Raw genomic sequence first — 13,978 nt, 5'->3', positions numbered from 1 at the left:
TTCAACTCCGGGAACACTCTTAGTCAGCGAATATTTCCTCAGAGGCTGAAGCCTCATTGAATCGAAGCCGCTTGCGGCATCCTTCGACTACGCTCAGGACAGGCTATGAAGCCGTGCCCTTAACAAAACCAAACTAAATCAGAGCTTCCTTAAACTGGTTGTGCCGGGTCGCGCTCAACGTAGAGTCCGCCAACCGCCTGCCGCGAGCCCCTGCCGATATTGGCGACGCGCTCGCGCTCAAGCATCAGTCCTTTTCCGGCAACGGCCACGTTGTCGCGTGTCGTCTTGGCCTCGTACATCATCGTGTCCGCAGAGCGCAGAATCGTCGGCACGGAGTTGCCGTCTTCCGGATAAGTCGCCAGTCCAAAGCTGCCTGACAGGTTTAGCGAAAGGCCGGCGCCTTCGAGAAAGCGCGACGAACGCAGATCGTCGCACACGGCCATGACGACGCCCGTTGCGGCGGCCTTGCCCATTCCAGGTAGCAGGGCCACAAACTCGTCTCCGCCGTACCGGAATGCAGAGTTGTTCGGTCCCAGGCTGCGCTTCAGCAGATTGCCTACTTCGGCCAGCAGACGACTGCCGATCAGATGGCCATGCGTGTCGTTCACAGATTTGAAGTGATCGAGATCGACGAAGAGCAGACTGAACGGCTTGCCGATTTTGACCTCGTTGTCGAGCATGGTGTACAGGTGTCGGGCGTTGAACAGGCCGGTGACGTCGTCGGTGATGGTCAACTCCTGAATGAGCGTCATCGACCGTGCGTTCTGGATGGCAATCGCTGCATAGTCGCACAGGATGCGTAGAAACGAGACTGAATATTCGGAGAGCAGATCCAGCTTGCTGTTGAGCAGTTGAATGACGCCGAGCGTCTTGTTGTTGGAGCGTACGGGCACGCAGGCAATCGAGTGGATATTCAGCTCGGGGTGGTTTGCTGCAAATGTGGACCAGTGCCGATCCAGCCGCACATCGGGCACAATCAGCGGATTGCCAGTCGAGGCGACCCATCCGGCAACGCCTTCGCCCAGCGGAACGCGCAGCCCCTTCAGGCTTTGCGAGTTCTCACCCACCGCAATCGCGTAGTACAGATCGCCCGAGGCGTCATCCACCATGAGGAATGACCATCGCTCCGGGCCGAAGAACTTGGCCATCTTGTCCATGATTGTGCCCAGGATGTCTTCCAACTCCAGGCTCGACGTCAGGGCGCGCGCCACGTCGTGGAACACCCGCAGGTGATCCATCTGGCGGCTTTCGATGACTTCAAACTGACGCTTGTCTCTCAAGATCCTTCCTTCAGTAGCCAATCGTTCGTTTTGTCTTGCAACTTGATGTGGATATACGCCCCATGCATCCCATTGGTTCCATATAGGAACCGGGGCATCAACCACTCAATCTCTCCTCCTGAGCCGGCAGGGTTACAAGGTCATCAGAGATGCTGTAGGGGGCCGATTGCTGTTCCGCCCATTGGACAACCACGGTGCAGACAGTTTTGGTTGCTATTATCGCTGTTCGGCGGCCACACCTCAACGCCGGAAATCTGGTGGTTCTGCGCGAACCACGGATGCGTCCTATTCAGCAGTACCGCGTGTTGCAAAAAAATGCAACTGTATAGAAGGAATCCGCCCCACCAGGGGCAACTTGATTGGATAGTTGCCCATTAGCACCGAATGGTTCTTTTGGGGATCTCCTACCCCCGGGCTGCCAGTACCGCTTTGGTTAATGCGGGAACGATCACGAACAGGTCGCCCACGACGCCATAGTCGGCTACCTCAAAGATGGGCGCGTTTTCGTCCTTATTGATGGCGATGACCGTCTTTGAGCCCTTCATGCCGACGAGATGCTGGATTGCGCCCGAGATACCTACCGCAAGATAGAGCTTCGGCGAGACGGTTTGGCCGGAGCTGCCCACCTGCCGCTCCATGGGCAGCCATCCGTTGTCGCAGATGGGACGCGAGGCAGCCAGCTCAGCGCCCAGCGCCTTCGCCAGTTCTTCGACCAGGGGGATGTTCTCCTGCTCACCGATGCCGCGACCTACCGAGACGATGACCGGCGCCGCGCTCAGATCGACCGTCTGTGCCGACTCGCGGAATAGTTCGCCGGGCTTGTTGCGAATCTGCGCAGCGTCGAGGGTTGGCGCAAACGTTTCGACCGCGGCAGTTCCGGCCTCGACGGCATCTCCGCGAAACGTTCCGGCCTGTATCGAGACAAAGCACGGCCCCGCCGCTGTGTGTCTGTAGTCGGCGTTCAACTTGCCTTGCAGCAGTTGCCGGACGAATACAGGCCCGTCATGCATGGCAATGACATCGCTGATGAGCACGGACCGGAAGCGTGTTGCCAGAGCTGGAGCGAAGTCCCTGACCTGATAGGTATGCGGGAAGATGACATACGCCGGTGCTGCCTGCTTGACGGCCTGATCGAGCGCGGCGACGTAGGCGTCTGATGTGTATGCCTTCAGCAAAGTGTGCTCGATCGCAATGATCTTCGCCAGCTTCTTGCTGCTGACCTCTACCGCCAAGGAGCCGACACCGTCGCCCATCACAATGGCCGAGCACTCGACGCCGAGCTTTGCCGCAAGCTGCTGGCCCGCCGTCAGCGCCTCAAAGCTCATGCGGTTCCAGTTGCCGTCGCGCTGCTCCATCACTACCAGAACGCCGCTCATATCACCCTCACTTCGAACTTCAGCTTCTCGACGATCTTTGCGGCCACCTGGTCGGGCGTTCCGGTCAGCATCTCGGTTTTTTTCTGTTTCTCGGGCAGGTACACGCGCTCGAGTGCAATCGCCGGAGCGGTTGCGGCTGCGGCCTGCACGGTCTTCGTCTCTTTGGTCTTGGCCTTTTTGATGCCCATCAGCGTGGCGTAACGTAGTTTGTTGCCGCCCGACTGGATTGTGAGCAGAGCCGGCAGAGGCATCTCGACGTGCTGGAACCAGCCGTCTTCGAGTTCGCGCTTCACCTTGAGGCCGCCTCCGGTCGCCTCTACATGCATGATGATGGTGGCGTGAGGAATTCCGAGCAGCTCAGCCATGACGACGCCGGTCTGGCCCAAGCCGAGATCGTCGGACTGCAAACCGGTAAGGATGAGGTCGGGAGACTCGGCCTTCATTGCGTCGGCGAGAATCTGCGCCACGCCGAGCGTGTCCCGGGCACCAAGGTCGTCCGCTTCGATGTGAATGGCGCGGTCAGCACCCTTGGCCAATGCCTCGCGCAGCGTGCTCGTTACGCGCTCCGGCCCGGCGCAGACGACGACGACTTCGCCACCGTTCTTTTCCTTGAGCTGCAGCGCCTCTTCGAGCGCGTATGCATCCGGCTCGTTGATGGTGTAGTTTAAGTCGCTTTCGTCAATCCATTTGCCATCGGCGGCAACGTGAACTTGCGCGTCACGCTCCGGTACCTGCTTGATCGCTACCAGTATCTTCATATCTCTCCCACAACGGAATTAGCGCACCTGTTGATTTACTGACTCGCTCGCGTTCGGCAGAGCCCGTGCGGTCAACTGTGCAATATCCAGCAACTGCGGCGGGGCCTCGCTGATCTCTGCCAGTGCATCCCGAAACATCGTATTGCAGAAGGGGCAGGCCGTGCCTACCACCTTGGCGCCTGTGCCTGCGAGTTCAGCGGCGCGAATGTGGCTGACGCGCTCGCCCTGCTCTTCACCTAGAAAGGCCAGTCCGCCTCCAGCCCCACAGCAGAAGCTACGCTCGTGTGAACGCGGGGCCTCGACCAGAGTGCCGGCCTGCCGCACTATCTCGCGCGGAGCTTCATAGACATCGCGGTAGCGCCCCAGGTAGCAGGGGTCGTGATAGACGATGCTCTCGCCGGAGGCTTGTTTCGGAAGATGGTCTTTGTGCCTCGCCATGAATTCGGAGTGGTGCTCGATCTCGGGAGCGATGCCGTACTCGCGCCAGTCGTTGGCGATGGTCCTGACGCAGTGCGGGCAGATGGCGACGATCTTCTGCACTTTTGCGGTCTCGAATGTTTTGAGTCCAGCTTCGGCGAGCGTCTGGAATGCCAGGTCGTTGCCCAGCCGCCGCGCCGGGTCGCCTGTACATTTTTCTTTCTTCAACACGCCGAAGGTGACGCCCAGATAGTTCATCACGCGAGCGAAGTCGGCGATGATCTCGCGGCCCTTGGGATCGTAGCCGCCCATGCATCCGAGCCACAGGCAGTACTCCTGCGTGCCGTCGAAGATGGGGAACGCCTCTTTCTGGATGAACTTGTCGCGTTCCATTGAGCTGAGCCCCAGCGCGTTGCCGTTCTTTTCGAGCGCCAGAAAGAGTTTGGTGCCGTAGGTGTCCTCCCACATGCCGGTGTTGGTGGCCCCGCGTCTCAGGCCGACGATCACCGGCACATGCTGAATGCCGACCGGGCACTGATACTCGCAGGCACCGCAGGTTGTACACTCAAACGCCGCTTCCATGGAGAGCAGCGGGGCAAAGCTGGTTTCTGGCCTTGCCTCGGCCAGCAGCGCCACGTCGCTCGCCGGTCCAAGCGTGTTCAGATACGAGCGGACTCCAAGCGCAATCTCCTTGGGGTCGAGCACCTTGCCCGAGTTTGCCGCTGGACAGTGCTCGGTACAGCGGCCGCACTCCACGCAGCTATAGACCTGCAACGAGACCAACTGCGTCACGTCCTTGCCCGCAACCAGGCCGAAGTCTTCGTCGCCCGTCAGCGGCGGAATCTTCGAGAAGCCGTCGCGCTTGAGAAATACTGTGACCGGGCTGATGACCAGATGCAGGTGCTTCGTGTGCGGAATCAGCGGCAGAAAGACCAGCAGGGTGAGCGTGTGGGTCCACCATAGGGCTTTCACGGCAGCGCCGTCGGGGCTGACGAAGAATGCGCCGAGGTAGCTGACCATGAGCAGAAAAATGAGGAAGGCAATCCACCCGGACTCGATGGAGACCTTCTTGCCCAGCCAGATGGGCCGCACGAAAAAGCGCCGGATGAACAGACCGGTAATCCCCACGGCTACCAGCAAGGCCCAGGCCGCCGCGAATAAAAAATAGAATTTGTCGATGTAGCTCTCTGGGGAGAGAAATCCTATTTGCAGCCCGTTGGCGATGTGGTTTGAGCTGACCAGCGCGAATGCGAGGAATCCCCAGAACACGAACGCATGGGCCAGTCCCGGCAGCGGGCGCTGGCGGATGACCTTCCCTTGGCAGAGAACTTCCCAGAAGAAGTCCCACACCCGGCGCCCTACCGGGTGCAGTGAAAAGTCGGCATCTTTTTTGGAGTGGAAGATGTTCCGCAGGATCGGCCCGAAACGCCAGAAGAACAGCGTTATGGAAGCTACGATGCCTGCTACGAGCAAGCCGGTTTCAAGCCAGGAAAAATGCGCTGGCTCGGCCAGGGTGGTTGAAACCCACATTGCCGGAAAGAGCATGGTTCCCGAAGGGTGGGTACACGTCACAGCGGCAAGCGTCACATCAACCATCCGAATCCATCCACCGGCGACGCTCTAACGCCATCGCGGCAAAAATCCTGACAGCCTCCGTGGAAGCTGGTCTGTTCTGGACCAGTTAGTAGCTGAAGAACTCCGTGAGCCCGCGGCGATAGCGAATGCCCAGTGCGCCAAAGACAATCCAGCCGAGGAACAGGATTGCATCCCAGTAGACCATCGGCTTGTCCCAACCCGGCGACAGGGTCCAGTCCTGCCCGGCCCAGCAGAGCACCAGCAGAGCAATGATCAGGCACTGCCAGCTCAACGTCAGGCAGGTCTGCCCGCGCCGCCGCCGCCGGTCCAGTTGCTCGACCTCGTCTGGTGTCAGGTTTCGCTCTTCAGGGGGAAGCAGTGTGTTTGCCATGTCTCTGTACAAATCTCCCGCGTAACGTTTCTGTTCGGTGCTGCCGTCCCGCCGGGCGCCAGCTAGCACTATTAAATCACACCGTCTCCCTCGTCGGAGTGCGGGAGCGGAAAAAGCGTGCTGTGTCTTCGATCGAGAAGGATATAGGAATCGTCATCCCCTGGTAAAGCTGCACCGGATGATGACGCTCGATTGCTATATAAAGGCCACCGACTGAATTCCCGCCACGTCGAACCGCTTTCTGCACCGGACGTTCTTGCACCCTACCATGTCGTCGCGACGCACCATGTAACTTTGGGCCTTGGCAAACCGCGCCCTGTCGCGCTCGTCGGCCCCCTTGGGCAACTGGGCCTTCTTGCGCCTGACCAGCCAGCTTAATTCGTACTCCCCTTGCTGGCCGCAGTGAGGACACGTCATCGTGTGCGTCCTTTGCTCGGGTTTCTCATCAAAAAAATCGCGCTCTTCCATCCTGCACCTCGCGGGCCCCGGACGCCGGACGCATCCCTGCGCATGCGGGCCACCCTGCAATCGTGCATCACATGAGCCGCGATGGGCAAGAGTAAGGCATAATCTCCCATGAGTTCGAAAGTTGCGAAATCCGGCGGGCAGAATGAGCAAGCCAAAGAAGCGGACATTTTCGAAGGTTAAGGCCGCCAAGGCCAACGCACGGGACCGCGTCGGTACGCCGCCGCCTGCCCGCGTCCTGCCTGACCCCAAGCAGAAGCGCGCCTCCAAACCAAAACACAAAACCACACTCGCAGACCTGCTCAGCGCGACCGAGCAACCATAAGGAGAACCTCGAATGAAGCTACCGTTTGCCGTTATCGCGCACGTCAGCCCCGCTCGCAGTCCGAAGCAGACACCGGTCCTCGTTCTTCTCGGAGCATTCCTCGCCGCCGTCGTTCCAGCCGCCCTGCCTGCGTCGGCCCAGACCATTCAGGTGAGCAAGGAAAACCGCACCATCGCTGTCACTGCGACTGATAAGGTGATTGCGCTGGCCGACACGGCTACCGTTCACGTCGGGTTCATCGATTACGGCCCGGACTCGGCAGCCGCTTACGCTACAGGTTCGAAGATTTCGAACTCCATTATGAATGCGCTGTCTGGAGCGGGCATTCCTAAGGACGCGATTGAAAGCGAGAACCAGAACGTCTCGCCGGTGCAGCCATATCAGGTTGAAAAGCTCGATGCCGCCGAGCGCGCCCGACGGCAGTTTCAGGTGACGCAGAGCTGGACCGTCCGGGTGCCGGCTGCCGATGCCGCGAAGACCCTGGACATTGCTGTCAAAGCCGGGGCCGACCAGTCGGGGCAGATTGATTGGTCGTTCAAGGATGAGAATGCGCCGCAGGCCGAGGCCGCTGCGAAGGCGCTAAAGCGTGCACGCGATCAGGCCGAGCAGATGGCGCAGAGTCTTAACGCCAAACTCGGCGCGTTGCTTTATGCCAGCAACGAGGTTCAGGCTACGCCGGTGCGTCCGCTGATGCGTGCGATGGCTGCCGCTCCGATGGCAGAGCAGAAGGTTGAGCCGCTTGCCATCAATCCGCGCCAGATCGAAAAAAATGCCACCGTGTATGCTGTCTTCGCCATCGAATAGCAAGCTCTCGGAGGAACCCCCATGCCCGTCCTCAACTACCGCGATCCCAAGCCCACCGCCGAAGCAGAGGCTGTCTACCGCCGCTGGCTCTCGCAACTGAACGAAGACTTTACGCGGCATCAGTCGCCTGACCGCCGCTCGGAGATTGTCCGCGACGAACTGTACCAGATCTACCTGGGCCGGGCGCACAGCGGGCGTGCCATGGCTTCACTGACCACTGAGCTGGCCTCGAACGTTCTTGTCGAGTCCTTTGACCCACGCAACGCCACGCTCGAACCTGAGTACTATGGCGACGTTGATCCTCAGCAATATGCCATCCGTAAGCCGCTCATCTATTTCTGGCAGATGTTCGACCGTTCTTCGCTTGGCCTCAACAACTGGCTTGGTTATCGCTTCCGCTGCATGTTAGGCCGGCATATCTTCAAGCACCTGGGCAAGCACGTCAAAATCTTCCACAACGTTGAGTTCACCTTCGGCTACAACCTGACGATTGAAGACCGCTGTACGATTCACAAGAACGTTATGCTCGATGATCGCGGCGAACTTATTCTCCGCGAGGGCACCAGCGTCTCGGACTACGCCAATATCTACTCCCACACCCACGACATCAATGTGCAGGCCGATGTGATCAATAAGCCGACCGTGCTCGGCCCCCGCGCTCGCGTGACCTACCACGCCACTGTCCTTGCCGGGGCGAATGTGGGTGAAGATGCGATGGTTGGGGCGATGGCCGTGGCAACCAGGCCCGTTCCACCGTCGGTCGTTTCGGTCGGTATTCCGGCAAAGACGAAGCGGCAAAAGACTCAGCCGGGAACGACTGGTTTTTATAAGGAGTAGGCTGATAGCTCCGGTAAACTTATATCCATGAACCAAGAAGTCGTTCTGATTGTGTTTCAGGTCGTCGTGCTGGTCTTCGCCTTCAGCTTTCACGAGTGCGCCCATGCCTGGACGGCCTGGCGGCTGGGCGACCCGACGGCGCGGATGTTGGGGCGCGTCACGCTCAACCCGCTCAAGCACCTCGACCTCTTTGGTTCGGTCATCTTTCCGCTGATTGGCCTCTACTATGGGGGAATGCTCATCGGCTGGGCCAAGCCCACGCCTGTCACTGCGCGCAACTTCAAGAACTACCGGCGCGACGACATTCTGGTTACACTTGCCGGTCCGGCCAGCAATCTGCTCTCTGCCATCGTTGCGCTCATCCTGCTCATAGTCATCAAGCACTCTGGCGGAACGCAGGCAGTGGCAACTGCCGTTGCGCTTGTCACCAGAGCCCCGGGCGTTGCTACGGCTGGGCTGCCCGTCCTTACGCCCATTGCGCTTCTGCTGTATTACGTCATCTTCATTAACCTGCTGCTCTTCGTCTTCAATCTCATTCCTATCCCGCCACTCGACGGCAGCCACATCCTTCGCCACTATCTCCCCTATCGCGCGGTCCAGATTTACGACCGCCTGGGCATGGTCCTGCTCATCGCACTCTTTCTCGTTGGCGGAGGTTTCATTTACAGCTTCTTTGGCCCGATCTTCAGCACCTTCAACCACCTTCTGTTTACGCTCTGAGTGTGTGCGGCGGTGCGGCCTTTTCCTGCCGAATCATTTACCCTTGCATTTGACTGCAAATGACTGACACGACTATCAACTCCTCGCGCCCCCGCGTACTGAGCGGTATGAGGCCCACCGGACGCCTGCATCTGGGCAATTACATGGGCGCGCTCTACAACTGGGTGCAGCTCCAGCATCAGTACGAGTGCTACTTCTTCATCGCTGACTACCACGCGCTGACGACCGACTATGCCGATCCGAGCCAACTCAAGCAGAACCTCTTCGAGGTTGCGCTCGATTTTCTTGCTGCTGGCCTTGACCCGGAGAAGTGCACTATCTTCGTTCAGTCGCATGTTCCGCAACACGCCGAGTTGCATCTGCTGCTCAGCATGATTACTCCGCTCAGTTGGCTGGAGCGCGTTCCAACGTACAAAGACCAGCAGGAACAGCTTCGGGAGAAGGACCTGGCGACGTATGGTTTTCTGGGGTATCCGCTGCTTCAGTCTGCCGACATTCTTATCTACCAGCCTGACTTTGTTCCGGTTGGACAGGACCAGGTCTCGCACGTCGAACTGACGCGCGAGATTGCGCGACGATTCAATTACTTCTACAGCCCGAAGCGGGTGGTGCCTGGTGCGGAAGGCTCGGGGGTGATTACGGAACCTGATCCGGAACGGCTGCTGCTGCCTGAGCCTCAGGTGCTGCTGACGCCATCGCCCAAGCTGCCTGGGATTGATGGCCGCAAGATGTCCAAGAGCTACGGCAACAGCATCCTGCTTTCGGCCAAACCGGCAGAGGTTGTCTACAAGATGCAGAGCATGACCAACGGCGGGCAGCGTTCTGTGCCGTCGGACCCAGGCGACCCCGAGATCTGCCCGGTTGGCGACATGCATCGCTTGTTCAGCTCCGAAGAGGTCCTCACGCAGATTACGACTGGTTGCAGGGCGGCGACGATCCGGTGCGATGAGTGCAAGATGCTGGCGGCGCACTCGATCAACCAGCACCTTGCGCCCATCCGCGATCGCCGCGAGGCGCTGGAAGATAACCCGGAGAAGGTGTGGGAGGTGCTCTACCTTGGAGCCGTTCAGGCTGCGAAGCGCGCTGAGCAGACGATGCAGGCTGTTCGCGCGGTGACGGGGCTTTCGCGCGACCGCTCCGGAGTGCGTCTGGAGCGTGCTGCCTCCAGTGTGGAGGACGCACAGATCGCGCGTAATCTGGCCAGCTTCAAGCACTGGTGGGATGTGCCCGCGCCCGTGCTGGCGCGCAACTTGCGGGAGCTTTGGAAGAAGGACCTCGTCCCGGCAGGAACGTCGCTTAAGGCTGATGCTGATGGCGTGTGGATTACGCAGAATGGGCGGCGCATCTTTGTGGCGGTTGCGAAACAAGACGATGGCGCGGAGTCGTGGAGCTTTTCGGTCAAGCCCAAGTCCTACGAGATGCTGGTGCTGCTCTGCTGGGGCAAAGACTATCGCGTCCGTGACTTTGTGGTTCCGCAGAAGCTCTATCTGGCTCCCTGGGTCGCGGCCAAAAAGCAGGCGGGCAAGAACAACATTGAATTTTCCATGGTGCGTGAAGGTGGGAACTACGTTCTGCATCTTCCCGGCGCACCAGGCATTGACGTGACTGACACCGAGGCGGGCTACCAGATCATCGGTGACTAGAAGAACTGTGCATGGCTGACGAGATCATTCAACCCGAAGTTGTCGAGCAGGAAGCAGGAGCGGAGCTGCAATCTCCGGCGTCCGGCCAGCCCGTTGTGCAGGAGCCCTTCGCGCTCCAGCACCCTCCTGTGCCTGAGCCGTTGCCCGATCCGAAGCTGGCCGCCGCCCAAAAGGAGAAGAGGGAAAAAGAGGAGGCGTCGCAGTCGCCCTTCTCCGTCACGGTCGGCCAGGTATACGATGGGCCGCTCGACCTGCTGCTCGACCTCATCCGCAAGCAGAACATCGACATCTACGACATTCCCATCGCGCGCATTACAAGCCAGTTTCTCGATTACACGCACCAGCTTAAGCAGGTTGACGTCGATTCTGCGGGCGAGTTCATCTACATGGCCTCGTTGCTGATTCACATCAAGTCGAAGATGCTGCTTCCGCGCGATCCTTCGGATGTGACTGGGGCGGACGCTGAAGACCCGCGTCGCGAACTGGTCGAGCGACTGCTCGAACACGAACGATTCAAGGCCGCCGCGCAGATGCTGCTCCAGAAGCAGCAGATTGAAGAGGCGACCTGGAGCAATCCCGGCCTGAAGAACTTTCGCCGCGATCAGGGCGAAGACGCCGGGCTGGATCAGGAGATTGCTGCCGATACCGTCGATCTTGTGCGTGTCTTTCAGGACATCCTGACGCGGATGCGCGAGCGACCCATCCTGAATGTGGATGAGGAGTCCGTTACCGTAGCGCAGATGATTGATTATGTGAAGCGCCGCCTCGTCATGGAGGACAAGCCGGTCAGTCTGAAGCGTCTGCTGCACAACACACACACGGAGCGCGCGTTGATCTGCATGTTTCTGGCGATGCTGGAGCTGGTGCGCCTACAGGCAGTATTGCTGCATCAGCCCGTGCAGCTTGGCGATATTCTGGTCAAGAAATCCGAAACCTTTGACCAGGTGGTCTCCGACCAGACGCAGGCGCGTGACGACTGGCGCTGAAGTGACTTCGGGAAGCAGCAGGTAAAAGCAGATTCCTTCCCCTTCGGCTTTGCTCAGGGTATGGAATGGAAATGCAAAGGACCGCGGCTCCGCTATCGGCGCTTCGCTTCGTCGAAGCTGGTGCGTATGGCGAAGAACGCGGGTGTCGGTTTGTAGTCCGCGTCGAACGGGAGCGGCCTTTCTGCTCGCGTGGGGTGCTTGGGGTGGAACTTCGGCCCGTTATTGAGCCAGGTGTTTTTGTCGGTAGCGCCCCATGTCAGCACGGCTTTGACCTCAGGCCCGCGCAGCATGGCGTTCAGATAGTTGCGATAGACCTCGGCAACTTCCTGATCGCGCACGGCGATGTCATCGGAAGCGACTCCGTCGTCGTTCACGTCCATTTCGGTAATGAACACCTGCAAGCCCAGCGAGCGAGCGCCGTCGAGCAGCTCTCGGGTGCCTTTAGCGAAAGACGAATCGCCGGTGTGGATATGCGACTGGACGCCGAGTGCGTCGATGGGCGTGCCTGCGGCCTTCATCCGGCGCAGCAGCCTGAGCACTGCATCGCGCTTCTTCGTGTCATCTTCCGTGTCGTATTCGATGCCGTAATCGTTGTAGGTCAGCAGGGCGTGGGGGTCGGCCTTGCGCGCGGTTCGGTAGGCAAGGTCGAGGTACTCCGGGCCAAGCATCTGGAACCACGGCGAAGAAGAGCGCAACCCATCTGCGCGGCCGTCCTTGATCCAGATAGCCTCATTCACCACGTCCCAGGAGTGTATTTTGCCTTTGTAGCGGTTTGCGACGGTGTTGATATGATCGACAAGGAATTTGCGCGCGTTGTCTTTGTTCACCGTCGAGGCGAACCAGTTGGGCAGGGCCTCGTGCCAAACGAAATTGTGGCCGCGCACCTTCATGCTGTGGGCTTCGGCAAAGGAGACGAGCGCATCGGCGTCGGCAAAGTTCCAGGTGTCCGGCGTGGGGCGCAGATAGCCGAACTTCAGGCAGTTCTCTGGGACCACGATGCTGTACTGCTCCGCCAGAAGCTGGCGAAAGGCCGGGTCGTCGCGGAAGAGGTTTGCGTTGACGGCGCAGCCTGTGAGCAGACCACGCGCTGCTGCGTGGGCCTTCAGCGAACCTGCGCCGGGGGTCGCTTCTTTGTCGCTTGCCGCATGGCCGGAACTGGTCAGCACAGTAGGCAACGCTGCGGCTGCTGCGGCTCCGGCAGCCTGTCTCATCCATTCTCTGCGGGTCATCATGTCTGGGTCTCCTGATTTAGCGAAAGCAATCATGGGCGCTGTTGGGTATGCTTAGTAGAACACCGAAACTATGAGCCTCAAAGCAAAGATCGAAGCAGTCATCTACGCCTCCGAAGAACCAGTCACGCTAGCCCAGCTTGTGGGCCTGCTTGGCCACGAGGGCCAAGCGGAGCTGGATCACCAGGAATCGGCGCAACAGGCGCTCACTCTCGAAGACGGGTCTGCGGATGCGGACACGTTGAACGCCGAGACCGAACCAACAGCGGCACTTGGCCATGCCCTTCAAATTGCCGCGACTCAGGAGGCAGCCGCCACGCGCGCCGCGCATCATCACGCGGAAGCCGACGCCGCTGCCATGAGTTCCGCTGAAGACACGGTGCCGTTCCATGAGACGGCAACGGATCTTGCGCCAGCCGCGACTGCAAACGAGGAGCAGGCAAGTTCCGCGCCTGAAGCGAAGGAGGACAAGCAGGCTGCGCGTGAGGCGCGTGAGAAGGAGCGCAGGCTGCGTGAGTACTTCCGTTTGATCCTCGACCAGCTCATCGCCGATTACGCCAACGGGGATCGCGGTCTGGAGATACGCGAGGTGGCCGGTGGCTATCGCCTGGCTACGAAGCCCGAGTATCACGACGCAGTGCGCGGATTTGTGAAGTCGCTGAAGCCGCCGCTGAAGCTCTCGCTACAGGCGCTTGAAACGCTGGCGGTGGTTACCTACAAGCAGCCTGTAACCGCTCCCGAGATCTCAGAGATTCGCGGCGTGGATTCAGGCGGCGTGCTCGGCTCATTGATGGGGCGCAAGCTCGTGACGACAGCCGGACGCAAGCAGGTCATCGGGCGTCCCATTCTGTATAAGACGACGCGGGACTTTCTGGTGAGGTTCGGCTTGAAGGACATCGGCGAGCTTCCCAGCATCGAAGAGTTCGAAAAGATGGCAGGAGAACTTGCCGAGCAGGAAGAGATTCCCATGGAGCACTCTGAGCCGGCATCGGCAGAAGGCGCTGAGCACGAACAGACCGCGAGTGTGGATGGGGAGAATGAGCCCGCGGAAGGCGAGGCTGTCGTGCAGACTCCGGGTGAGGGTATCGAACAGGTTGCAGAGCAAGTCACGGAGCCGGCAGAGAATTAGGACGCGGATGAGAGGCCGGGAAGCCTCTTATCCGCTTCGGGAA

Annotated in this window: 14 protein-coding genes; 7 read left to right on the top strand and 7 right to left on the bottom strand. The window is 59.7% G+C overall.

The features are described from left to right. Positions 1-149: 149 nt before the first annotated feature. The 6 genes from VFU66_RS12620 to VFU66_RS12595 form a co-directional block, all read right to left on the bottom strand. Positions 150-1,280, bottom strand: coding sequence for a sensor domain-containing diguanylate cyclase (locus VFU66_RS12620; RefSeq protein ID WP_326446617.1), 1,131 nt, complete (start codon positions 1,278-1,280; stop codon positions 150-152). A 404-nt stretch (positions 1,281-1,684) separates the two neighbouring features. Beyond that, positions 1,685-2,656 (bottom strand): electron transfer flavoprotein subunit alpha/FixB family protein, encoded by a 972-nt coding sequence (locus tag VFU66_RS12615; protein ID WP_326446616.1) that lies wholly within the window; start codon positions 2,654-2,656, stop codon positions 1,685-1,687. Further along, positions 2,653-3,414, bottom strand: coding sequence for an electron transfer flavoprotein subunit beta/FixA family protein (locus VFU66_RS12610; protein ID WP_326446615.1), 762 nt, complete (start codon positions 3,412-3,414; stop codon positions 2,653-2,655). The genes VFU66_RS12615 and VFU66_RS12610 overlap by 4 nt, the downstream gene beginning before the upstream one ends. An 18-nt stretch (positions 3,415-3,432) precedes the next feature. Continuing rightward, on the bottom strand, positions 3,433-5,427 hold the full coding sequence (locus VFU66_RS12605; protein WP_326446614.1) for a (Fe-S)-binding protein: 1,995 nt from the start codon (positions 5,425-5,427) through the stop codon (positions 3,433-3,435). A gap of 85 nt (positions 5,428-5,512) precedes the next feature. Next, positions 5,513-5,797, bottom strand: coding sequence for a hypothetical protein (locus VFU66_RS12600; RefSeq protein ID WP_326446613.1), 285 nt, complete (start codon positions 5,795-5,797; stop codon positions 5,513-5,515). A gap of 195 nt (positions 5,798-5,992) precedes the next feature. Then, positions 5,993-6,214, bottom strand: a complete 222-nt coding sequence (locus VFU66_RS12595) for a hypothetical protein (RefSeq protein WP_326446612.1) — start codon at positions 6,212-6,214, stop codon at positions 5,993-5,995. A gap of 193 nt (positions 6,215-6,407) precedes the next feature. On the opposite strand from VFU66_RS12595, the gene VFU66_RS12590 reads away from it, so the two are divergent. From VFU66_RS12590 to VFU66_RS12565, 6 genes are read left to right on the top strand one after another with little or no spacing between them, the layout of a single operon-like run. Further along, positions 6,408-6,587 (top strand): hypothetical protein, encoded by a 180-nt coding sequence (locus VFU66_RS12590; protein WP_326446611.1) that lies wholly within the window; start codon positions 6,408-6,410, stop codon positions 6,585-6,587. Positions 6,588-6,599: 12 nt separating this feature from the next. Continuing rightward, positions 6,600-7,391 carry an SIMPL domain-containing protein gene (locus VFU66_RS12585; RefSeq protein ID WP_326446610.1) on the top strand — a complete coding sequence of 264 codons (792 nt, stop codon included), beginning with the start codon at positions 6,600-6,602 and terminating at the stop codon, positions 7,389-7,391. 21 nt (positions 7,392-7,412) lie between these two features. After that, a complete protein-coding gene (locus VFU66_RS12580; protein WP_326446609.1) occupies positions 7,413-8,228 on the top strand; it encodes an acyltransferase in 816 nt (271 codons plus the stop codon). Between the two features lie 27 nt (positions 8,229-8,255). Beyond that, entirely contained in the window at positions 8,256-8,948 is a 693-nt protein-coding gene (locus VFU66_RS12575; protein WP_326446608.1) for a site-2 protease family protein, read from the top strand. 59 nt (positions 8,949-9,007) lie between these two features. Continuing rightward, a complete protein-coding gene (trpS, locus tag VFU66_RS12570) occupies positions 9,008-10,591 on the top strand; it encodes a tryptophan--tRNA ligase (RefSeq protein WP_326446607.1) in 1,584 nt (527 codons plus the stop codon). A gap of 11 nt (positions 10,592-10,602) precedes the next feature. Then, on the top strand, positions 10,603-11,577 hold the full coding sequence (locus VFU66_RS12565) for a segregation and condensation protein A (protein ID WP_326446606.1): 975 nt from the start codon (positions 10,603-10,605) through the stop codon (positions 11,575-11,577). Positions 11,578-11,669: 92 nt separating this feature from the next. Here the strand turns inward: VFU66_RS12565 and VFU66_RS12560 are convergent, their stop codons facing one another. Next, positions 11,670-12,809: an endo-1,4-beta-xylanase gene (locus tag VFU66_RS12560; RefSeq protein ID WP_326446605.1), complete on the bottom strand. Its 1,140-nt coding sequence runs from the start codon at positions 12,807-12,809 to the stop codon at positions 11,670-11,672. Between the two features lie 70 nt (positions 12,810-12,879). Here VFU66_RS12560 and scpB point away from each other — a divergent pair, with 70 nt between their 5' ends. Then, positions 12,880-13,935 (top strand): SMC-Scp complex subunit ScpB, encoded by a 1,056-nt coding sequence (gene scpB, locus VFU66_RS12555; protein ID WP_326446604.1) that lies wholly within the window; start codon positions 12,880-12,882, stop codon positions 13,933-13,935. Positions 13,936-13,978: the final 43 nt, after the last annotated feature.

Source organism: Edaphobacter sp., assembly GCF_035763405.1.
Lineage (GTDB): Bacteria > Acidobacteriota > Terriglobia > Terriglobales > Acidobacteriaceae > Edaphobacter.
The sequence above is the reverse complement of the archived record's forward strand: the minus strand, read 5'-3'. Positions and strand labels throughout refer to the sequence as shown.